Consider the following 23,604-nt stretch of genomic DNA (forward strand, 5'->3'; position numbering starts at 1 on the left):
ATCAGAAAGCCCTACAAGCGGCTACGGCAGCGATTCAGGGGCTGGCGGGGAATAACCTCGGTCAGGCGCTGGCAGGCGGCGCGTCACCGTATTTGGCGGGAGTGATTAAAGGACTGACCACTGACCCGCAAACCGGTAAAGTGGATATTGCGACCAATACGCTGGCCCATGCGATTTTAGGTGCGGTGGCGGCGGAGGTAAGCGGGAATCATGCCCTGTCGGGTGCAGCCGGTGCGGCTTCCGGTGAGCTGGCAGCGCAGGTACTGATGAAGCAACTTTATGGCGACGGTGCCAAAGTCAGTGAGTTAACGGAGGAGCAGAAGCAAACTATCAGCACCCTTTCTACCCTGGCGGCAGGGCTGGCAGGTGGGATAGCGGGTGATTCCAGTGCAAGTGCCCTCACCGGGGCCCAGGCTGGGAAGAATGCAGCGGATAATAATGCCCTTAGCATGGGAAGTTTGTTTGGTTCCGAAGGCGCTAAACATTTTGAAGGCGCAGGTTCACTGGCTCAAAAAATGGCCCAATCCGGGGCAACATCCGAAGAAATCAACGCTGCCTTGACTCATTACCTGAAAGGACAAGTCCCTGATGGTCAGGACCCGGCAAAAGGTTTGATTATTGCGTGGGGTAACTTCTTTGGTGTTCCGTTGGATGTCGTGTTATCAAATGAGCAAATGACGCCACAGAAAGCGGCGGAAATTGTTGCCGGTGGTATACCTACCAGTGAAGCGAAGTTGATACAGTTTGCAGCCGCGAAAGCATATCTGTCTTTGAGCAAATATCAATCGATAGAAGCTGTTGATAGAAAAAGTAGTTCAACGATTGATAATTTGATGAAAGAAAAAGCACAGACAGCGAAAATTGGAGAAATGGCCCCTGGTGCTGATAAAAACATCTCGCATACAAATGTTAATGCCAAAGCTTCACTAGGAACGAAAATAGATAAGAGTATAGTTATAGTAGATAAGGAACATTTACCTACAAGTGTGTCCTCGACATTTAAGGCTGGAAAATATGAAACTGTTATTACACAAGAACCTGTAACATTATTTAGAAAATTTGGTGGTGTTAATGGTCAAGCCAAATTAGATGGTGGTTACGCAACAACCACACAAAATGCGGGCAGGAATGAAACTGCTGTCTATAAAAACTGGAGTACAACTCGATTTGAGGCTGAGATAGAAATACCCAAAGATACTAAGCTAAATATTGGTTCGGTTGGGGAACAACCACCTTTGAGTAATAATCCTAAATACATAGGTGGAGCCGATCAAATTCTACTGCCACGGAATTACCCTATGAATTGGATTAAATCAATACGAGATGGAAAAACAGGTAATGTTTACACTTACGAAGAATTTAAGAAAGCATTTCCAGATCAAATAACAAATAAAGGAAAATAAAATGTCAACAAATAAAGATATGATAGAAATCGCAAGATTAATATCCCTGTTGAAACAAGTTGTTACGTATTTAAAAAAATCAGGAAATGGAGAGTCATCTTATGCATACTTAATAAAATCCATTAATATTCTTGAGAACAAAGCAAGTAATGGTATGAAGAATTTATACAAATATATTATGAATGATTTCAGAATGATGGGGGATAGAGGCCAATATGGGGAAGATATAGACCCAATAACAGATGAAATTTACGCAATTATAAGCAACAACCCATTGTTCACTAAGTGATAATGCGTTGTTACTGACAATAACTTCTTGGGTAAACTGGCAACAGAAGGTTGCGCAATAGCTGCTCCGTGCCGAACTAAAGTGGCAGAAAAAGTCCTGGAGATAGGCGTTAAGGCGGGTATAACCGGAATAGTGGCAAAGGAAATCGCTGATAAGATTTCTTCAGAAGACTTAGACCATCTGATTATGCTTCAGATGATGGGAAATGATGCAATTACAGAGAGTTACCTAAATACACTTCAGGATAAATACACTCAAGTTGCTAATCCAACTGACCTACCAACACATACCGGCGGTGATCAATCCGGTGATATAAGGAAATACCCTAATCATACAGGAGGAAACCAACAGTTAGAGCCGGGTAGTATACCGAACCATACAGGCAATGAGGAAAATCGGTCTGGTGTTGCACCAAATCATACCGGCAATACGGAAGATAAGCCGGATGTAGGTGGTAATACGACGGTGACACCAATTCCTGATGGTTCGAAAAAAGATGATTTTATTTATCAGGCTAAAGGAGAAAAACCAGAAAACTATTCTCCTGTAGGAGCAGGTAGGTCAGGTGCATTTAATGAAGCAAAACGTCGCTCAGGAATTCCTGTTGGAAAACATCCTGATAGAGTATTACCGAATGTTGATAAGCGAGGAAGGCTCCAGCCTGGAAAAATTTATGAATTTGATGTTCCTAAAGCAGGAGGCGGAACTCAAACAATACAAATTAGGGATGATGCCAAAGGTCATGATTTTGGAATAAATGATCCCCAGAATAGAGGGCCTCATTTTAATGATGAAAAAGGGAATCACTATGACTACTGACATGATAGTTAGATATGCTACTGATATCTGTAAAAATAACGATATCACTAATTTTAGTTCTTTATTTATTACAGAAATGAATATTGAAGCGGTAAGCTGGGAACTATTAGATATAAATCGCGAAAGAGGTTTTGTACCACTTTTTACGAAAATGATAGAGGCGCTAGAAATTTATGATGATAGAAGCTCTATTTGTTTATATATAGAACTATCTGGCGTTCAACCGGACACATCTATTACTCGGTATAAACAAGCTTGGGGATTATTAAAATCAAGAGGAAATGATACAGAATTCGCGTTAAAAAAACAGAATGTTATGGTTCAGTCTTCACAGGGATTGACTTTATCAGGGTTATGTCACTTTTATCTTTCCGATTTAAAAACAGCGGCAAAGTTAATATTAACTGAGAAGAAAACATATTTGGCACTTATCCCCGACGAAAATATTTATGAGAGGTTAGATATAACACGAATTCGACATATTTCAGATTGGGCAAACTTCATTTGGCAACATAATGGCATCGTTTTAATGATATTAGGTGCTTTCGATGATCCTGGCTGTGAGATTGTTGCACTAGGAAGGAATGAGAATATTTTTTCTCTAACAAAGGGTTGTTGCGGATAATAATGCCCTTAGCATGGGAAGTTTGTTTGGTTCCGAAGGCGCTAAACATTTTGAAGGCGCAGGTTCACTGGCTCAAAAAATGGCCCAATCCGGGGCAACATCCGAAGAAATCAACGCTGCCTTGACTCATTACCTGAAAGGACAAGTCCCTGATGGTCAGGACCCGGCAAAAGGTTTGATTATTGCGTGGGGTAACTTCTTTGGTGTTCCGTTGGATGTCGTGTTATCAAATGAGCAAATGACGCCACAGAAAGCGGCGGAAATTGTTGCCGGTGGTATACCTACCAGTGAAGCGAAGCTGATACAGTTTGCGGCAGCGAAAGCGTTTTTGTCTTTAAGTAAGTATCAGTCGACAGAAGTCGTTGAGGGGAAGGGAAGTTCTCTTGCTGGAAATAATACGACGATTTCATCTATGAATAAAGGCAAAGGTACTTCTGAACGACTCCCTGAAAGTCACATCAAAGAAGTAACAGCAGCAGAAGTAAATAATTGGTGGAAAAATCAAGGATATGGACAACCTCCATATACTCCAGGAACTACAGTAAAGGAATTTGAATTAGCAGCTAACACGAAATTTGTTAGGGTCTATGACGGTACTAATTCACAAATGAGAGGCGGATGGATGATGAAAGCCGAAGATATAAAAGGACTAAGTAGTAAACAAATTCAAGAAAAATTTGCTTTGCCATATGAACCCAAATACATTGCGGATGTTGAAATTAAAGCAGGTACTAAGATGAGAACAGGTTCAGCAAATAGTCTGTTTGGCTATAAAGGAGGAGGAACTCAGTTTGATCTTATGGGGCAAAGAACCGGTATATTTACTAATGAACGTGCTATTCAAAAAAAATAGGAGATCAAAATGGCTATCTTAGTTAACGATAACAAGATTAATATCAACGGGCACCTAATTATACTTAATCGAAAAATCATTAAGGCGATAGAAATTGATAATGGTTCTATTCTTGTCTTAACTGATATTCCTATAGGAGATGATGGACTAAATAATTTACTTTCTTATACAAAGAACGGAGAGTTTCTTTGGCAAATAGAGCCTTCGGATTTACAAAAAGAAGGTCAAACAAGTTACCCATACGAAGGGTTGAGTGTTGTTGAAGGGCAATATTTTGTTGTTGATTTTTATGGAAGAAGAATATTTTTCGATCCTTATACTGGTCTATTCTTATCACGAGATGTCGTAAAATAAGATGTCGATAATAATTCCCTAGGTGCAGCGGCAGGCTCAGATCTTGGGTTCTGGATGGCTAAAACACCAGACTGTGATACGACTTGCAAAGCCAATATCGCTAAAGGTATAGCTGATGGCAATCTGATTGTCTCTGCGGGAGGAATGGCAGTAGCCGGGAGTGCCCAGATTGTAGCCGCCACGCCTGAAATCGCTGCTATGGCACGAGCAGCGCTGGAAGGGTGTAAAGCCGCTCCAACAATCTGCCTGAATAATGCAGGTATTCAGGTTGCTGAGATAGCGGGTGATTCCAGTGCAAGTGCCCTCACCGGGGCCCAGGCTGGGAAGAATTCGACTGACAATAATGCTCTTGGTTATGGTCCAGGAACCTTTTGGGGGGCAGATAGCCAATTCGATCAGTTCAGATGCATCATTGTCCTTTGATCTACAAGGTAAAGGGAAAACAATAGAAGAAATAAACAAAGCTATAAAATACTCTCATCAGGGGCCATCATGGGGTGTTACTTATAAAGTTAAACCACATGTAAAAGGTGAGGTTACAGCAGGAATAGGTCCAGCAGGGTTTGCTGAAGCAGCATTGGATCCAAATAAATTTGCAATTAATGGTGGGATGACAACAGCTATTGGTGCTCATGGTGGAGCAACTGTCGGAATAGAATTTGGCCCTTATTTCCCAGGTTTGTTAGGATCTCAAGATAAAGACTATTCTTTTGATCTAGGTTTTGGCTATGGTTCATTTGGAATATCAGCAGGAAAAGATGGAATAGATGTATCACTTGGTGTAGGGCCTTCGATTGGTTGGGGTGGTATTTCAAGGGAAACTCCATTAGGTGAAACAGACATGAATGGCAAAGTTGGCACTGAAATATATAAACATGAGTTTAAGGATAAATGAGCATGATTGTATATATTCCGTTTATTTTGATAGTTTTGAGTCTGTTGGGGTTTCTTGCCTGTTTCATCTATTTTGGCTTGAGCAAAAAAGTTTCACTAAGAAGTGTAAAATCTCCATTGCTCTTTTTTGATTTTTGTTTTTTTAATAAAAATAAACTTTCTAATTTTTCCATGATGATGTTGTCTATTATTTATATATCTGGAATTTGATTTGAATTTATTAGAAATGGAAACTTGATTTCTTTTGCTGGCTATTTTTTTGGAGTATTTTCAATTCTTATTTTTTTTATTCATTGCAGATTTTTATCAAAAAGAAAATTTGCACATAGAAATAACATTGAATTCATAAAAGAGTTTGTTTTTGAAATGGAAATAAGTCTTCAAAATACGTTATTATGGTTATCTAGATTATTTTATATTGTTTGGCTTTATCTGTTTTTTTCTACGTAATTGTTACTGACAATAATGCACTGAGCTTACCCAAAGGAATGGCGGATTACGGTCGGTCAGCATCCAGTCAGGCTACCGCCATGTTAAATGCAGGTAAATCTCTATTTTTTCAATATATTAAATAATGAAAACAAAACGCCATCGGAAAATAACTCGATACTTTTCATCATGAGTAAGATTAAATTATTGATAAGGAAAATTCGACTAAAAAATTTAATCTTAAATCAATCCCCGCCCTGAGTCTGCCATAATAATTTAAAATCGCTTATACGGAGATATTAAAGATTTTATATAAAAGACAGAGTTAACTCAATAAATGTAACTTTCCAGAAGGATATTTAATGACACTTAATCGAAGTCATTAAATATTAATGGCGAGTTGAAAATAAATCAGCACGTAAAATAATATCATTCTAATAGCCTGGTATTTAAGCGTTTTCTCGTCGTTATTTTACGGAGAAAAAAAATAAAAAATAACGCAATAAAAAAATGGATAAAACGGTTAATCTGGCAGGATTTAAGCTCTAAAAAAATAGGTGATTATCCTAGAGCGGTGATTTATTAAAACTGCTCAGGATTGCCGGTAAAAGAGGTAAAAACCGTTAAAACGCTATACTGATTAAAACTCTATGTTAAAACAGTGATTTTTAATAACCATTTAAATCCTACTCATCATAAAACTTAAAATGGAATTTTACTTTTTTATAATTTATCCCGATATGGTTTCGTTTCTAAAGTGCGGATCTCGTCCTGATGTTTATTATGTAAAACCGCGATACCTTAAATACACTGGTTTAAACTTGCTTTACACGACTTTAATCCATCAATAGCGCGGGTTTTCTACGATTTGATTTAAATCTGGCCTCTTTTTGTACCTTATGGTGATTTAACGCTAAAATCAATTTATCCCCTTTATCTTTCAAGTTGCGGCAATAAGGCGTTATTAAGCATTAGAGAAAACCAATCAACTCACAACACGCTATCCGAAATTTTCGATAATGCGAAAATATGCCTCACTTTTCCATATTTATTTAAACTACATTTAAATAAAAGAGTAAGTTCATTAAATGTTAAAATTGAATTGAGTTTATTATTTTGGTTAAAGCACTCCCATTAAATCAGTAAAGAGTGGAAAAATAATATTAAATATTTTAAATAATACTTTTTACTTGGTTATTAATTTACAAAACGCGCTAATCCAATAAAATTTGAAAGTGTTTTTCTGACGTGGAGGTGCGAGTCCCTTTATGCCTCTTGAGATAATTAACCACTTGTTCGGGAATTAAATCCAGCCAAATTAATCGCTTTACCCATTACAGCAACTGACCATACTGCTAAAAAATTGTACGGAAATTTTCCGTACAATTTGATTTATTGAATCATGTGAATTTGGCTATTAATCAACATTAATACTCGCCAGCACACTTCCCGCCGGTTGATAAACGCTTTCCTTCGCATGAATAACAATCTTCCCGGAACGATGTGCAGTCAGTAGTGTTTCCATCTTCATGGCTTCCATCACAGCAATGACATCACCTTGTTTAACTTCATCACCGGTCTGCACATACCAGGATTGTAAAACGCCGGAGATAGGGGCCGATACATGATGGGGCGCTGTGATTATCTCCTCAGTTTCATCGCCTTTATCCTGGGTGACCGCATTTTGTCCAAGATCAGATAATGAAAGTCCTTTCAATAATCCGGCAGGTAGCCCCAGTTCGTGTTTACGTCCATCAATCTCAATAAAAGTGCGGGCTATCTTTTCTTGAGCGTGATTTTCCTGACGCGGCGATATTTTTACTTCGTTGATAAAGTCAGTTTCGATCCAACGTGTATGAACCTTGAATGTATCATCAGAGATAAAATCGGTATGTTCCATTACCGCCCGATGAAAAGGCAGTACTGATGCTACGCCTTCAATGTTGAACTCCTGTAATGCACGCCGCGCTCTGGCAATAGCTTGTTGGCGGGTTGCTCCGGTGACGATCAATTTAGCCATCAGCGAATCGAAGGTTGCGGGAACGATGGAACCCGCCACAATCCCAGAATCTAATCTTATTCCAGGGCCGGAAGGCGGAGAAAATACGGTCACAGCTCCCGGCGTAGGTAAAAATCCTTTACCAGCATCTTCCGCGTTAATGCGAAATTCAAAGGAGTGCCCTGATGGAATTGGGGTTGTTGTTAATGATAAAGGTTTACCTTCAGCAATCCTGAACTGTTCTATCACAATGTCGATACCGGTTGTTTCTTCTGTGACAGGATGTTCGACTTGCAAGCGAGTATTCACTTCCAGAAATGAAATAGTTCCGTCTGTACTGAGCAAAAATTCCACCGTACCAGCCCCGGTATAACCCGCTTCTGCACAGATATCCCGTGCAGCCTGATGAATACGCAGGCGCTGATTATCGGTCAAAAATGGGGCAGGTGCCTCTTCCACCAGCTTTTGATTACGTCTTTGTAGTGAGCAATCACGCGTGCCAAGTACCACGATATTGCCATGTTTATCCGCCAGGATTTGCGCTTCAATATGACGAGGTTTATCCAGAAATTGTTCAATGAAACATTCTCCACGGCCAAAGGCGGCGGTTGCTTCACGAACTGCTGAATTATAGAGTTCGGTTACTTCATCCAAACGCCACGCAACTTTCATGCCACGTCCACCACCGCCATAGGCCGCTTTGATTGCAATGGGTAGACCATATTTTTCAGCAAACGTCAGGGCTTCTTCTGCGTTTTTCACCGGTTCTTCTGTACCTGAAACCAGTGGTGCACCTACATGTTGGGCGATTTTACGTGCTTTAACTTTGTCACCCAGAATATCAATAGTCTCTGGTTCGGGACCAATCCAGATTAACCCGGCATCAATAACAGCATGGGCAAATTCTGCTCGTTCAGACAGAAATCCATATCCGGGATGGACTATGTTTGCTCCTGAACGTTTGGCAATATCCAGCAGACGGGGAATGTTAAGATAAGTGTCAACGGGGCGGTTTCCGCCTAAACCGTAAGCCTCATCAGCTAACTGTACATGTTGTGCATTGATGTCTGAGTCAGCGTAAACAGCAATGGATTGTAAACCATAATCCCGGCAGGCACGGATGATACGGACGGCGATTTCACCACGGTTGGCGATCAACACTTTTTTCATGGAATTTTCTTTATTATTCATGAGCCGCAATCGCTCCCTTCTATTTCGTGAAATTCACTGATTGGGTTGAAGTGGATACGGGCATTGACAGGAATTTGTCCGGCAAGATCAAGATGGTAGCTGGCAACCGAACCGATGACGGGATAGCCGCCGGTCAAAGGGTGATCCGCCAAAAACAGAACCGGTTGCCCACTGGCGGGAACTTGAATGGCACCGGCGGAAGTTCCTTCACTAGGTAATTCTTCATGGTTAAAACGCGATAACGGTGTGTCTCCATTCAGGCGAATACCTACCCGGTTAGATTGTGGGGTAACCTGCCAGAGCTGGTTTTGTAACAGGGATAGCGCTTCTGCGGTGAACCAGTCGGTACGTGGCCCCAGAATAATATCCAGTGTGACAATATCGTCAGTAGCAGGCATATTGAAAGCCGGGCTTTCGTCCATTGATACAGCGGAACCCTGCGTGACAGTAAGAATAGCCAGAATATCGCCTGTAGCGATGGGGTTGGGGCCAATGTGCGCCAGCGTGTCGTAAGAGAGGCTGGAGAGGATCGGTTTGTTGGCAAAACCGCCACGGACGGCCAAATAACCACGAACTCCCGCTTTGGGCATGCCCAGCATGACTTTGTCACCATCACTCAGATCAACAGGTTGGTAACCATCAACCTGAAACCTCCGGCCAGATGCCGTTTGGACCGTGATTGGGCAGTCAGCGCCGGTGACAGCGATAATGATGTTGCCATGAGAGATGAAGCTTAATCCTCCTTCTGCAATTTCCAGACAGGCGTTATCCGAAGGATTACCGACGATACGATTTGCACTTCGCAACGCTGTTTTATCCAGTGCGCCAGCAGTGGAAATGCCTAACCCCGCTTGCCCTGAACGCCCTAAATCCTGAAAAAGTGTTTGTATCCCGGTTGATAAGATTTCCAGTGATGAATGTTTATCAACTTGTGAAGATGTGTCGCTTTCTGTGTGAACAACAGGATGTTCGGGTTGGGTAACGGTTATTGTTGCGCCTTTGCCTTTATCTTTGAAACGCACCCGAAAGCCCGGCTGCAACAAGGAAGGGGGATAACGCGAGAGATCCCACATGCATTCTGGTGTGGTGCCGATGATTTGCCATCCTCCCGGACTGGCTTGTGGGTATATTCCACTGAATTCTCCTGCTAGCCCTACCGATCCCGCCGGGATGCGGGCTCTTGGTGTCATCCGGCGAGGAACACGTAAAAGATCAGAGTCTGCCACTAAATAAGCAAATCCAGGGGCGAATCCGGTAAAAGCAACCGTGTATTCACTTTCTGTATGTTGTTTGATGACTTCCTGTGTGGTGATACCAAGGATTTCAGCCACTTCAACCAGATCTTCACCATTGTAATGCACTGGGATTTCAACGAGTTTCCCGGCTGTTTTATTCCGTGTATTCAGGTTGCGACTACTGATTTTCCTGACAAGTTTGACTGCGGAAACGACATTGGGACGAAATCGAATCAGAAGTGTTCTGGCCGCTGGAATAATTTCTTCTATGCCTGGAATTGGGCTGGCGTTAAGTGAATCAAATAACGCCAGGGTTTCATCCAGATTGCAAAGTTCGACAATAATGGCATTCAAATTAACAGGTAAAAAACGCACTAGGCACTCCTGAGCATGATAAGCAGCATAGGTAAAACGGCGCTGATTACTTACTGGTTTGAATAAAGGGCTGTACGGTGATCCCGGCTTGTTGCAGGGTTATTTTCACCTGACGCGCCATTTCCACCGCACCGGGGCTGTCACCATGAACACAAATGGAGTCCGCCTGAATGCGTGTAAAGCTGCCATCAATCGCATCAATGCCCCCTTCCGTGACCAATTGCAACATACGTCGGGCAATCTCGTTGGTATCATGCAGTACCGCCCCTTTTTCCCGCCGGGAAACCAGCGTGCCTTGTGGCGTGTAAGCTCTGTCGGCAAAGGCTTCGGCAACGGTACGTAAGCCTTTTTCCCTCGCCAAATTCAAAATTCTTGAACCGGCTAATCCAACCAGCGGCAAATTGTCATCCACTTCACGAATTGCTGTAATAACCGCAAGTGCCTGGTATTCATCGTTGGCAATAGTGTTGTACAGTGCGCCGTGCGGTTTAACATAACTCACGGTGGTCCCTGCTGCTGTTGCCAGACCTTTCAGCGCACCAATCTGGTAAATAACATCAGCGATCAGTTCATTGCTGGAAATGTCCATATTGCGGCGACCAAATCCAACAAGATCGGGATAGGAGACATGGGCACCAATAACTACCTGATTTTCATGGGCAGCTTTCAGGGTTTGAAGGATCCCGGCCGGATCACCGGCATGAAATCCACACGCCACATTGGCACTGGTGACAATGCTCAACATGGCATTATCGTCACCCATTTTCCACTGACCAAAGCCTTCGCCAAGATCACTGTTTAAATCGATAAATTTCATGCGATCTCCTTATAAAAACATCAAAAAATAGAGTAAAAAAACGTTGGTAATCAACAGCGCCGTTCCGGTGGGGATTTGTGCTTTAATGACCGCATTGCGATTTGGCAGTTCCAGCAGTGCGGCGGGAACGATATTGAAATTTGCTGCCATTGGGGTCATCAAGGTACCACAATAGCCTGAGAACATGCCGATGGCGGCCATCACTGCCGGATTACCGCCGTGTTGCAATACCAGAATGGGAATACCGATCCCCGCAGTAACAATCGGGAACGCGGCAAAGGCGTTGCCCATCACCATTGTCAGTAACGCCATGCCGATAACGTATGTCGTTACAGCAATAAATCTGTTATCAACTGCCAGGTAGTTTTCAGTCAGGTGAGAAATGGCGGTACCTACGCCCGCTACGGTAAATAAGAGTCCCAACGTAGCTAATATCTGTGGCAGGATAAACGCCCAGCCGATAGCATCCAGCAAGCGACGTGCTTCTTGGGTTGATTGAGTGATGCTTTCTCGTGTCATTTTCAACGCAATACCATATCCGGTTAAACAACCGACTGTCATGGAAAACAGTGTCACCAGTGTGGAATGGTTGCCGGTACCGAATAAGACCTGTTGTAGTCCAGGAACATGGTTAAATAATAGCACTCCCACCACGGTGACAATCGGAATCGCCAGTGCGGGAAAGAAGATACGATGGCTCAGGCGAGAGGCACTTTCCTGCCGTTGTTGAGGTGTGCGCTGATGATAGTTGCCGAGTCGCACACCACCAAGACCGGCTATCAGCGCCATCAACACGACGATCAGCCCCACACTGATATTCAGCATTTTTTGCGCCTCAGCTTCGCTACCTGTCCACAACTCCATCAAACGGTAGCTCCAGTCACCAACCAGAAACACGATTCCGTATAGCGCCCAGAACAGGCTGGTGGTCAGGCGACGGGGGTTGGTGTGATCACGCCAAGACATCACTGCTACGGCCAACAGGATCACGCCAGCCAGCCAGTAAAGATACTGTTGCTGAAACATTACTTTGCCTTCCTTTTGGTTTGGTCCATGCCATTCAGGGCTGCCAGCTCGATAGCAATGTGGTGGTCAAGGCGGGATAAACGGAAAGCATGGATCAGGAAGGCACAGATAGCGGTAGGGATCCCCCACATGGCGATGTGCAGTGGCTCAGTTTGGATGCTGGCAGACTCCAGCATGAAGTTATGCATAAAGATGATTGCCCCAAAGGCGACGAAGATATCCTCACCGAAGAAAAGGCCAACATTGTCGGTTGCTGCTGACATGGCACGCAGACGATAGCGTACATCGTCAGGCAGATCATGGTGGTGGTTTTCCGTTGCGCCTTCTACCATTGGTGCCAGCAATGGACGCACCATTTGCGGATGTCCACCCAAGCTGGTCAGGCCAAGTGCCGCAGTTACCTCACGAATGAATAGATAAACAATCAGTAGACGTCCGGCGGTGGCTGTTTTGATATTCCTAATCCAGGTCTGAGCTTGCTCTTTTAAACCGTGTCGCTCCAAAAGGCCAATCGTTGCCAGTGGCAGCAGTAAGATCAATGGCAGATTTCGGGTATTCAGGAAGCCGGAACCTAACTTTTCCAAAATATTCGTGATTGGCATATGTGCCGCCAGCCCGGTGATGATCCCAGCGACAATCACCACTAATACGGGGTTAAATCTTAATAAAAAGCCGACTACAATGACCGCGATGCCAATCAACGGCCATAGATTCACTATTTGTTGTTGCATGTTGTGTTACCCCTGTACATAAAAATACCTGTTGCGTCGTTATAGGTTGCATTCTTGCGTAGTAGAGAAGTGGTACCGTGACTAACACCTCTTTTGGAACGGTAGTACGGCGTCTGCCAGTAGTGCCATTCCGAAGGAAACAAGCGTAAGAAGTACAGTCTTGATTAATGTAAATTGTTTCAGATGGGTTATTCTCTTATTGTCTATCTGGTTAAAATAGACGGTAAATGCCGTTATGTTCTAATTAAGTTGACTGAATAACCACCAGTGTATTGGTTTGGGAACCCCTTAATCATAAAAATATTAAGGGAGCCGTATGTGATTTATTGATTATTTGAACAAGTTCTCTTCAATGCCTTGGCATGATATGCGATATGCTCGCCGATAAAACTAGCGACAAAATAGTAGCTATGATCATAGCCGGTGCGCAGGTTCAGTGTGTAGGGATGCCCAGTGCTTTCGCACACATTTTTCAACAGCTCAGGGCGTAGTTGTTCTTGAAGAAACGGGTCATCAGTACCGATATCAATTAACACATGCAAGGGCTTGGTGCTACTGGTCAGCAGCTCGATTGCATCATAGGCTTTCCATGTGTCACGAACTTCGCCCAGATAAGCGCGAAAAGCGTTTTCTCCCCAAGGAACCTGAGAGGGCGCAACAATCGGTGAAAAGGCTGATATGCTGTGGTAACGATCTGGATTGCGTAGCGCGATCATCAGTGCACCATGACCGCCCATAGAGTGACCACTAATGGCCCGGGCGGCTGTTACCGGGAAGTGTGCTTCGATCAGTGTCGGTAGCTCTGACACCACATAATCGTACATGTGATAGTGAGGCACCCAGGGTTCCTGTGTTGCGTTGAGGTAAAAACCGGCACCCTGACCCAAATCATAAGCGTTGTCATCCGCAACGTTCTCACCACGAGGGCTGGTATCTGGGGCGACAAGGATAATACCCTGTTCGGCAGCGTAGCGTTGAGCCCCCGCTTTAGTGATGAAATTTTGCTCATTGCAGGTTAAGCCTGAGAGCCAGTACAGTACCGGTAATTTCTGATGTTCAGCCTGAGGAGGAAGGTAAACAGCAAAATTCATGGCACAGCCAAGTACGGCCGATTCGTGCTGATAAACATCCTGCCATCCCCCAAAACAAGCGTGGCGTTCAATCCTTTCCATTCTTTTTCCTCTCTGTGAACCTTGCAGGTTCACTCATTTCACGGTAAACCCGGCTATCGTTTCCTGTTTTGTTAAAAACCGTCTGTTACAGCACGGTTTTTAACTCCCGCAAAACAGCTTAGTAATAGATGACTGTGCGAATGGACTTTCCCTCATGCATCAGTTCGAATGCTTCATTGATGCGCTTGAGCGGTAAGGTGTGAGTAACAAAAGGCTTTAACTCAATTTTACCTTTCATTGCCTCTTCCACCATGTTAGGCAACTGACTACGGCCTTTAACACCACCAAAGGCGGTGCCTCGCCATGAACGGCCAGTGACCAGTTGGAATGGCCGGGTTGAGATTTCCTGTCCTGCACCCGCCACGCCAATAATCACTGATTGTCCCCAGCCACGGTGTGCACTTTCAAGCGCGGCACGCATAACATTGACATTACCAATACACTCGAAAGTATGATCTACTCCCCATTCCGTCATCTCGATGATGACCTGCTGAATAGGCTTATCGTAATCATTCGGGTTTAGGCAGTCGGTTGCCCCGAACCGTCTGGCCAGCTCAAATTTTGCCGGATTTGTATCAATGGCAATGATCCTGCCCGCGTTTGCCTGACGAGCTCCCTGGAGCACGGCAAGGCCAATGCCGCCGAGCCCAAAGACGGCGACAGAGTCACCAGGTTGCACTTTAGCAGTATTGTGCACTGCACCAATGCCGGTCGTGACACCGCAACCCAGCAAACACACCTCTTCATGGTTTGCTTCCGGGTTGATTTTTGCCAGTGATACTTCGGCTACGACTGTGTATTCGCTGAATGTGGAACATCCCATGTAATGATAAATAGGCTGCCCTTGGTAGGAAAAACGGGTTGTGCCATCCGGCATGACACCTTTCCCTTGAGTTGCCCGCACGGCTACACACAGGTTGGTTTTTCCTGATTGGCAAAACAGGCACTCTTGGCATTCTGCGGTATAGAGAGGGATAACGTGGTCACCGGGTTTGACGCTGGTGACACCTTCACCAACTTCAATGACTACACCGGCGCCTTCATGCCCGAGCACAGCAGGAAAAATGCCTTCCGGATCATCCCCTGATAGGGTGAAGGCATCTGTATGACACACACCGGTATGGCTGATTTTAACCAGCACTTCACCGGCCTGGGGTGGGGCAACATCGATTTCAACGATTTCAAGGGGGCGGCCCGGCCCGAATGCAACAGCGGCTCGTGATTTCATATTTCTCCTTAATGCATAACCGCTCTAGGATTTACTGTAGGCAGAAAAAGTAAAGCTTTAGCCTATAAGGCCCTGCTTTTTCAGGGCCTGTCTGTATTACTGTATAACATCGATCAAGCCAAGGTCATTATTTAATGTTGTACCACTGATCATATAGTTGGCAATCGCTTGACTCCCTTTTTTGTATGAAAAAACTTGATGAGCTTCATTATCACGCCCCCATACTACAAACACATGCATATAAACCATCGCTCCATCAGGAACCCCAAGATCACCTGGATCAATAGTCTTTGTTACTCCAAGAGTAATATCGTCACTTTGTTTACTTAGAAACTTTTCACCGTTGGCATCAATATAACTAAATTGGATTCTAGCAACAAATCCGCCTGAGTTTTTAAGGCTCATTTGTCCAATTTTTTGATATTCCATAATAATTTCCTCTTCAGAAAAACACTAATGATATTTAGATATTCAACGACACAAATTGTCCAAGATTTAAAAAAATCTTACCAGATGAAAATAAATAACACCTTAAAACAATCAGGGCAAATGAATGTTATATGTGCTTTTGGCGTGATATAATTATCTTATATTGTTTTGATTGAAAATAATTTCAATTGATAGATTCACACAATTAGTCTTTATTATTATCCATAATTTCTTTAAGTGCAATAAAGTGTTCAATTAATATATTTTTTTCATTAGGTTTAACTGAAATAGCGATTGATTGTGGTAAGACTGGAAACTGACCATTGATACAATGTCGTGGGGCAACTGTTCTGACAACGGTTTCTTCTGAACTATGTGCGAATAAAATAAAAAGCATTTTTACCGGCGACATGCCTAAGGCCATATTTTCATTAACCTGATGTATATTAAATAAATACTTCCTTGTTAATTCATTAATATCATGCTCCTTTATTGTTTTTGCATCTTTATATTTTGCATCAAGTATTATAATGAGTGGATTTTTCCAGCTTTTTGAGTTTACTTTCATGATAAAATCAGGATGAAAATGGTGTTTTTCATATTTGTTAGAATCAATATTGTTACTTGTATCAACAAGATCTCCTTTTTTACTATGGGCGCTTAAAGGGAAAATTTTTGCTTCGTAAAATAATTCAATGTCATATTTTTCATTTTTAAATAAGAAATAATTATTAATTTCATTTTCTGGTCTTTTTATTGTGACGCCGCCGAAAGGCAATTCTTCCGCATGGAGTCTATAACTTTGTTCAATAAGCTGAACTTTATAACTTTCTTGAATAACCTCATGTAATAAAATCAATACAGTCGTTTCATAAATTACTGAGAGGTTTTTTAATCCGGAAAAAAGTTCTTTACCAATAAAAGAGGATATTGGTGCATGGTGGTACTGCTCAATAAGATAAAAGGTTTTTCTGTAATGGTTATGTTTAGCAACATAAGGTGTGATTTTAGGAACAATACCTATTGGTGCTGTTGAGGGTATTTTTTTATTAAACAATAATCTGGTTTTTTCTAAAGTGCTAATTAGGCTTTCAATTTTTTTGGATTTATTTTTCAAGGCTAAATATGCATATTTTGATATTATGTGATTAAATTGGATAAATTCATTTTTTTCTAAAGATTGGATTTTATCTTTAGGATAAATCAGTGATTCTTTAAGCATCACCAGAAACATATTAGCTTGTTTTAGAAAAGCGTGGATGACTTTGTTTTCGTAAGTATTCGTATTTTCTTTTAATGTCTCTTTAGGCAGTTCATTGAAAGAATATCCTCTATTATTATAGAATATGTTGGCGTCTTCATCATTCGCAGGAGATAACTGGTCAAGATTGTATAATGCCCACATAATTGAATCGGGTCCGGTTGGTTGCCCTTGTCTTGATAGAGTTAATTTAGGTTCTAAAGTGTGTCTATGTTCTATAATAAATAATGGCAAATGTTGTGTTAAATAGTTAACTGTTTCTTTTATTATGTCTAATTTATTGAAATTAAAAATATTATCTTCATTCGATGAGGTGATTTTTCTGCTTTTTGAAAAGCAAATGGAAATAATATCCTCTAAGTTTTCGGTTAAGTATTCTAACATCATGTTTGCTAAGGCGACATTTTCTCGTCTTGCCAGAATATCAAAGGTAACACTATATATAGGATCATATTGGCTTCCTAAATAAAGATAAACTTGGTTTTCCCCAAAGAAATTATAAAAATACCTTGAACGATGTGAGTTTATTGGCTCTATTGACGTGTATATTTTCTCGCCATTTCCATAGTGAGAAAAAACTAATTTCAGAGATGTATCTCCTATGATTATTATAGGAATGCCATTTTTCTCAGCATCCTCCTCCGATAAAGAAACTTGAAACAGAATGTGATCTAATTCTGTAATTTGATATTTGTTGTTGATTCTGAGATCAACAACTTCTTCATCAGAAATTGAATTGATAAACATTTCCCAACGGATCATATATTGGCCCCATAACAAAACATATTTTGGCTTCCAGCGCTAATAATTCTTCTCAGTAGTTTATGTGAGTGTTCCATTTCGTCAGGTAAATTATCTAACAAGGTATTTAATCGATTACCAAAATTCTGTCCATAGCCATTTAAAAGAGGTAATATATGTTGAGCTACAGCGTAATCTAATGCTTTATATTTACTTTCGATATACATCATTGGGCCAGCCACATTATGGTATGAGCGAATAGCTTTTATTTTTCGATATGAAACAATAACGGGGGTTCCGAATTCTGGGTTATCATCACGTAAAGTTTCGATGATTAATTGCAAAATTCGCTCAATATCTGGTGTCATTTCTAAAGATCTTGGAAAGAAAATATCAATGAACTTATTTCCAGTAATTGGGGAAATGTTTAAATCTTTATGGGTATCTGATTTTACTACACTCAAATCATAGTCTTGTTCAAAATCATCAAAATTGATTATAGCAGCCCTGTCTAACAACCTAGGAGTAAGGGATTGAACAGATTCGTCCTGATTGATAGTGCCTAAAAAACGTAAATAGGTGGGTACCTGAAAATGTTGCTCCTCTGGATTACCGGTTAAAATTATTCGCTTAGACTCAGGATCGGCCATTTCAAGGAACGGGCTGAAATAGTGTTCCGGTTGTGAAAGGTTAAATTCATCAAGTAAAATAATAGCTGGAGCGGCTGACTCAATTTTCTCTTTCATTTCGTAATGAAGATGTCTAATTAAATCAAATAATCCAGTAGCGGAAGGTATAAATGATTGGGATAAAGCATTATAGAAACCTAATACATCTCTTGATGAAGTCCAACCTCGTGCAACAGGAATATTTAATAAGCGATTTTGTAGCCCCAGGCTGGCTGCAAGTATTTTTGCCAGTGATGTTTTCCCCGTTCCAGGTAATCCGCTAAATAATGTAAACTGACATTGTGCTATCGTTGTCAAAATATTCGCAACGGTATAATAATCTGTTTTACGGCCTCGATTATTTAAAGCATCAAGGACGCTATTGATTAGATTTTCGCGGGTATCTTCATCACTTTCAGTTGCTGAAATTTCCCTTGTTATGACATTATAATCCAATGAGCTAAATACTGCTTTTGGCTTTAAACCACATAAAGCATCTACATCGGGTTTAAGCTGCACCAACCTGCTGGTTAATACTTCATTACTTTCTCTCAGTTTTTTCGCAACATCCTCAACCTGTTCTTCCATCTGCCTTTTTCTATCTCTATATCTGTCGCGTTCACGCTCCAGATCATCTATTTCATTTTTTAAGTCTTCGATTTTTTTAAAACGACTATGTTTTTCTTCTAAAACTTTGACTTCTGCGGTGAGAGTATCTAGTTCTTTACGTCGGGAAGATAGTTTCTGTTCAATCTTATTTTTTTCTTCTGCCGTAATGGTGATTGTTGATATCTGACCACCATTGAATTGAAACAGCTCTCTTGCTCGCAGCATTTTGCGGATATCAGCTTCTACTTGCTCTTTTTTATTGATTAATTCATTAAATGCTTGCTGCTGATTTAATTTATCTTTTTGTAACTTCTTTAAAAAAGATTGTTTTTCTTCCCGAAAATATTCTTCTTTATTTTCGTCGATATATTTTTTTAAAATTTCCCTTCCTTTATCCATTGAAAGAAAACTACCCATCAAATCTTTCCGGGTACTATCCCAACTCTCTGCTATTTCTAAACTTTGAAATAGCCTGTTAAATCTTTCAGGAAAAGTTCTGAATTCTTGTGAGGAAGTATAGCACTTACGAATTTGCGCTATTGTTCCTTTGTTGAAACTTCTTATCTCAGAGTTTTGTGCAATTCTATTTCCGTAGGTTGAAATGATTTGATCGTTAGTTATATAATCGATGGTGTCATCTATGTTTTCAAAGATTCTTTTTATATTGCATAGAAAAGTCATATCTGAATAATTATTTTTTGATAAATATGCGATACATTTCTGGATGCCTATTTTTCCAATATGAAATTGCTGGATTTTATTTAATGGCGTACTTATCGGCTTTAAATGCAAAATATATTGGCTTGTTGCTGGATCTATTTCATCAACATAATCGAAAGGCCCATAGATATAGCTGTCATTTTGGATCAGGATGGTTTTTGTTAAGGGTTTTTCTGTTAAAGTAATAACTGCTTCGTTAACATCAGGAAATGGAAGATCGTAAACTTGGCAGGCTAAAAGCCCTTTGATCTCTTCGCAAAAATTTGCTCTGGTGATATATTGGCAGTTTCCCTCTTTTTTCTCAAAATTTGTTGGAACACATGTTGCTGCAAAAAGTGAGGCGCTATACTTTTCACGTAATTCGCTATACCCCGCAGTAACGAAAACCTGTTCAGTTTCACAAAATAAACTTTCTTTATTAATTGGTACAATTTCACCATTACTCAAAATCTCAAAATACACTCTGAGTTTCCCTAGCTGATCTTCTCTTTCGTAGGAATATCCTTTTTCTATAGTGCATAGTACCTTTCTTTCGTGTGTTTGCATCTTGTCTCTCGTTGGCCTTAAGTATATGTCTAAAAATGAATCATAACATATCGTAAAATATATTCACCTATGATTTAATTTAATTTGATATTGTTTTATTGAGTTCTTAGCTTTTCTATTTAAAATATTTAACTACAATCGATAAAATGAATGGCTATATTATTCATTGAAGTATAAGACGGAATAAATTAAGCATTCATTTTACAAAAAAGTGCCCATGTATTTCAGGACTGGAAATATCCCTCAATCACCGCACAGATTATTACTTGCCATAATTCCGCCGTTCGGAGAGGTATAGCCTAGGCAACCGAGAATAGTGTCATAGAGTTCAACATGGCGATAGATATTACCTGTTTTGGCCTGTGTTCTGAGGTTTTCAAAAGCCTGAGCATTATTTGGGGCATCCAGGAATTTATCTGATGCCCAAACTATCAATGGCACACGGAATTGTTCCGGTGGCGCTATATGACGTGGTGTACCGTGTAGATGGAAATCATCGTTGATCGATTCGCCGTGGTCTGAGGTGTAAAATACCAGCGCTTTTTTATCCCGTACCTGGTCGATGACGTTTTTGATAAAGTAATCGGTGTATAAAATGCTGTTATCAAATGCGTTGATGAGCTGTTCTTTGCTACAGTCATCATCGACGTTCATGCATTCCGGTTGATATTTGGCAAAGCTGCGCGGATAACGTTGTGAATATAGATAGTGAGAGCCTTTAGTATGCAAGATGACCAGATGTTTGCCGTTTGGATGATGTTCCAGTGATTCTTTTAATTCATTAATTAACATCATATCGTCAACAGGCTTGCCATCGTTGCGGCTCTCAGAGGCGATCAGTTCACGGAAAGCAAAATTGTCCACCTCGGTCTTGTTATAAAACCAGACTTCACTTTGCATTGAAAAAAGTTCTGAGCTGAATCCCAATTTATGCATAACTGAGAATATGTTTTGTTCTTTCAGTGTGCGCTGGTCGTTATTTTTGGTACCCCCTTCGCGTACAAACATACAGCGCAGGGAAAGTTTGGTGGCGGTGTCGCAGGATTCACCTCGGAATGCGACCAGATTCGGTTCTTTGCTCAGAAGTGGGGTTGTATCGCGCTCATATCCCAATATTCCCATATGATCCCAACGCGCAGTTTCACCAATGATAAATATCATGTAGGTATCATTAATGCCTTGTGGAGCAACATAAGTGAACTTTTGTGTCGGATCAAACAGTTCATTCTGATTCAGATATTCGTCTGTCGCAGTCGTAATATATAACCCCAGTGCAGTCAGCCAGTTAGAAGGCAAGTAAGAGTGCGCAACCACACCGCCATAGCTTGGCATATCGACATTATTGAGCACGTCGTTAGCTTTTTGCTGAGTGTTCATCCAGTCCAGCGGAACCCATACCAGTAATGCCGCTATCAGCATGACTGCCAGTGATTTTATTCGCTGGCCGGGCGTTCGCAGTTGTTCAAGCAGAGTATTGGGTAAATTACCCGACCAGATAAGCAGTAATGGCAAGATACTGAGCAAAATTAGCCAGACGATAAAGTTGTAACCAATAACTTCAACGGATAAATCAATATCTGTAGTTAAAACGGAAGCAATAATGCCGTAGCCAATAACGACATTAAAGAAGGTCATGTAATAGCTGGCAGCAACTGAGAATAGAACTAATAAGCTGGCAGTAATACGGTAGAACCGGCGTCCACCTAAAGAAAGAAGACGTAACAGAAAAAAGGTAAATAGAATAATGGTGAGAGCTTTAATGCTGCCGGTAACTAACTTAGAAGTATGAATGCCAACATGAGTCTCTTCAAAATGACGATAAAAAACCGATAGATTGAGAAAAATGCCGATATAGATCGCCAGTAATAGCGCTTGTATGGGATGTGGCAAAGATTTTATTTTTTTCATTAGCTTAGGAAACCTTGGTAAACTTAATTTGAAAAATGAGGCAAGCCTATAGATCATTCATTACTTAACGAATATTTGTGGTTATTTACAATTCTGGCTCCTTCATTTTTTCCACCCACCCATTAACAGCACATTTGTACAGTAAGAGTATCTTGAATTGCTGTGGTTATTTTTTGCAGATTGTCCTGACAAACGATAGTAAAAGCTATTAGTATTGAGACAATGATCACTCGGATTGATAACTATTTTCAGGGAAATATCAATGTTACATGTACTAACATGGCCTGATCTGTTTATTTGTATTTTTGCTGTTTTTTTTGCTTACTTGGTTTTTGGCATGGCTGGGTTTGGCTCTGCACTTATTGCCAGTCCGATTCTGGCGCTTTATATCCCTGTAGCAAAAATTGTTCCTCTACTTGCGTTGATAGATTTAACCGCCGCAGTGATTAATGTTGCCAGAGATGGCAGAAGAGCCGAGTTTAGTGAGCTCAAGCTAATTGTTCCGTTAATGATTATCGGTAGCTTGATTGGTGCAGCCATTTTATTAATGGCCCGACCTGATGTTTTGGTTCTGGTATTAGGATTATTTGTTGTTTTCTATTCACTTTATTCATTATTTTCTGGTAAAGCCTATCGTCAATTCCCGGTGAAAGCGGCGATTCCATTTGGCTTGGGGGGTGGTGTTTTCAGCGCATTATTTGGTAGTGGTGGTTTTCTTTATGCCATCTATTTGGCCGGGCGGATACCCGATAAGGAAGCTTTCCGAATTACTCAGACGACTTTAATTGGTTTCAGTACTCTGACAAGAGTGATTATTTTTGTTGTCCTGGGTATTTATCTGGATAGTTCACTCTTGTTATTAATACTGGCATTGATCCCAGCTATGTTGTTGGGAATTTATTTAGGCCGCAAGGTGACACTAAAAATTTCCAGAGAGACATTCCTGAGGTTTATCAATATTATTGTGCTAGTTTCAGGGTTAATGCTGATATATCGTTATATATTTACCTATTGAAATAGTAACTAATAAAAATTTATTTGTTTTGTATAATATCATTGAATTGTTATTTCGATTCATTTCGCATTTATTTTCTCTGTTTTTTGCTGGAGGGGTAGGCATAAATAAATGAATAGTCGTCATTACAGGAATAGCCATTTCTTCGCTATTTTTATTATTACCAATAGTATCGCTGTCATGGGTATTGTAATTGGTTTGACTATCCCAATGGTAGCGTGACGATTGTTTAACCTCTTACTTTAACTTAATTGAAAAGGAACTTTT

At 41.0% G+C, this 23,604-nt stretch carries 20 protein-coding genes; 9 read left to right on the plus strand and 11 right to left on the minus strand.

Annotated elements, in window-relative coordinates; translation table 11 throughout:
- The 8 genes from C5471_RS24235 to C5471_RS06290 form a co-directional block, all read left to right on the plus strand.
- Nucleotides 1-1,403 (plus strand): VENN motif pre-toxin domain-containing protein (locus C5471_RS24235; RefSeq protein ID WP_242688598.1); only part of this gene is annotated, 1,403 nt, incomplete at its 5' end.
- Between the two features lies 1 nt (nt 1,404).
- Complete coding sequence (locus tag C5471_RS06260) at nt 1,405-1,692, plus strand: hypothetical protein (protein ID WP_133816230.1); 288 nt, start codon at nt 1,405-1,407, stop codon at nt 1,690-1,692.
- A gap of 132 nt (nt 1,693-1,824) precedes the next feature.
- On the plus strand, nt 1,825-2,511 hold the full coding sequence (locus C5471_RS06265; protein ID WP_339959218.1) for an HNH/endonuclease VII fold putative polymorphic toxin: 687 nt from the start codon (nt 1,825-1,827) through the stop codon (nt 2,509-2,511).
- A complete protein-coding gene (locus tag C5471_RS06270; protein ID WP_133816231.1) occupies nt 2,501-3,136 on the plus strand; it encodes a hypothetical protein in 636 nt (211 codons plus the stop codon). The genes C5471_RS06265 and C5471_RS06270 overlap by 11 nt, the downstream gene beginning before the upstream one ends.
- A gap of 13 nt (nt 3,137-3,149) precedes the next feature.
- A complete protein-coding gene (locus C5471_RS06275) occupies nt 3,150-3,989 on the plus strand; it encodes a hypothetical protein (protein ID WP_133816232.1) in 840 nt (279 codons plus the stop codon).
- Between the two features lie 9 nt (nt 3,990-3,998).
- Nucleotides 3,999-4,343 (plus strand): DUF7957 family protein, encoded by a 345-nt coding sequence (locus C5471_RS06280; RefSeq protein ID WP_133816233.1) that lies wholly within the window; start codon nt 3,999-4,001, stop codon nt 4,341-4,343.
- 54 nt (nt 4,344-4,397) lie between these two features.
- Entirely contained in the window at nt 4,398-4,766 is a 369-nt protein-coding gene (locus C5471_RS06285; protein WP_133816234.1) for a VENN motif pre-toxin domain-containing protein, read from the plus strand.
- Nucleotides 4,756-5,238, plus strand: a complete 483-nt coding sequence (locus C5471_RS06290) for a polymorphic toxin type 25 domain-containing protein (protein ID WP_166295722.1) — start codon at nt 4,756-4,758, stop codon at nt 5,236-5,238. Before C5471_RS06285 ends, C5471_RS06290 begins: the two co-directional genes overlap by 11 nt.
- 1,845 nt (nt 5,239-7,083) lie before the next feature.
- On the opposite strand, the gene C5471_RS06295 is transcribed toward C5471_RS06290, so the two are convergent.
- From C5471_RS06295 to eptB, 11 genes are all read right to left on the minus strand, one after another.
- Complete coding sequence (locus C5471_RS06295) at nt 7,084-8,856, minus strand: acetyl/propionyl/methylcrotonyl-CoA carboxylase subunit alpha (RefSeq protein WP_207627238.1); 1,773 nt, start codon at nt 8,854-8,856, stop codon at nt 7,084-7,086.
- Nucleotides 8,853-10,466: a 5-oxoprolinase/urea amidolyase family protein gene (locus C5471_RS06300; RefSeq protein WP_133816236.1), complete on the minus strand. Its 1,614-nt coding sequence runs from the start codon at nt 10,464-10,466 to the stop codon at nt 8,853-8,855. The genes C5471_RS06295 and C5471_RS06300 overlap by 4 nt, the downstream gene beginning before the upstream one ends.
- Nucleotides 10,467-10,512: 46 nt before the next feature.
- The gene (locus tag C5471_RS06305) at nt 10,513-11,283 is read right to left on the minus strand and encodes a LamB/YcsF family protein (protein WP_133816237.1); all 771 of its coding nucleotides are present in this window, start codon (nt 11,281-11,283) and stop codon (nt 10,513-10,515) included.
- A 9-nt stretch (nt 11,284-11,292) separates the two neighbouring features.
- Complete coding sequence (locus tag C5471_RS06310; protein ID WP_133816238.1) at nt 11,293-12,309, minus strand: DUF979 domain-containing protein; 1,017 nt, start codon at nt 12,307-12,309, stop codon at nt 11,293-11,295.
- On the minus strand, nt 12,309-13,040 hold the full coding sequence (locus C5471_RS06315; protein ID WP_133816239.1) for a DUF969 domain-containing protein: 732 nt from the start codon (nt 13,038-13,040) through the stop codon (nt 12,309-12,311). The genes C5471_RS06310 and C5471_RS06315 overlap by 1 nt, the downstream gene beginning before the upstream one ends.
- Before the next feature lie 323 nt (nt 13,041-13,363).
- Nucleotides 13,364-14,212, minus strand: a complete 849-nt coding sequence (gene fghA / locus C5471_RS06320) for an S-formylglutathione hydrolase (RefSeq protein WP_133816240.1) — start codon at nt 14,210-14,212, stop codon at nt 13,364-13,366.
- Between the two features lie 118 nt (nt 14,213-14,330).
- Nucleotides 14,331-15,440, minus strand: a complete 1,110-nt coding sequence (locus C5471_RS06325) for an S-(hydroxymethyl)glutathione dehydrogenase/class III alcohol dehydrogenase (protein WP_133816241.1) — start codon at nt 15,438-15,440, stop codon at nt 14,331-14,333.
- Between the two features lie 96 nt (nt 15,441-15,536).
- Entirely contained in the window at nt 15,537-15,869 is a 333-nt protein-coding gene (locus tag C5471_RS06330) for a hypothetical protein (RefSeq protein ID WP_133816242.1), read from the minus strand.
- Between the two features lie 205 nt (nt 15,870-16,074).
- Entirely contained in the window at nt 16,075-17,892 is a 1,818-nt protein-coding gene (locus C5471_RS06335; protein ID WP_133816243.1) for a nuclease domain-containing protein, read from the minus strand.
- The gene (locus C5471_RS06340) at nt 17,889-20,414 is read right to left on the minus strand and encodes an AAA family ATPase (protein ID WP_133816244.1); all 2,526 of its coding nucleotides are present in this window, start codon (nt 20,412-20,414) and stop codon (nt 17,889-17,891) included. The genes C5471_RS06335 and C5471_RS06340 overlap by 4 nt, the downstream gene beginning before the upstream one ends.
- A gap of 243 nt (nt 20,415-20,657) precedes the next feature.
- Nucleotides 20,658-22,322 carry a kdo(2)-lipid A phosphoethanolamine 7''-transferase gene (gene eptB / locus C5471_RS06345; protein ID WP_133816245.1) on the minus strand — a complete coding sequence of 555 codons (1,665 nt, stop codon included), beginning with the start codon at nt 22,320-22,322 and terminating at the stop codon, nt 20,658-20,660.
- Between the two features lie 262 nt (nt 22,323-22,584).
- On the opposite strand from eptB, the gene C5471_RS06350 reads away from it, so the two are divergent.
- Nucleotides 22,585-23,337: a sulfite exporter TauE/SafE family protein gene (locus C5471_RS06350; protein WP_133816246.1), complete on the plus strand. Its 753-nt coding sequence runs from the start codon at nt 22,585-22,587 to the stop codon at nt 23,335-23,337.
- Nucleotides 23,338-23,604 lie beyond the last annotated feature (267 nt).

The sequence above is a fragment of the Photorhabdus tasmaniensis genome, from assembly GCF_011189505.1.
Lineage (GTDB): Bacteria > Pseudomonadota > Gammaproteobacteria > Enterobacterales > Enterobacteriaceae > Photorhabdus > Photorhabdus tasmaniensis.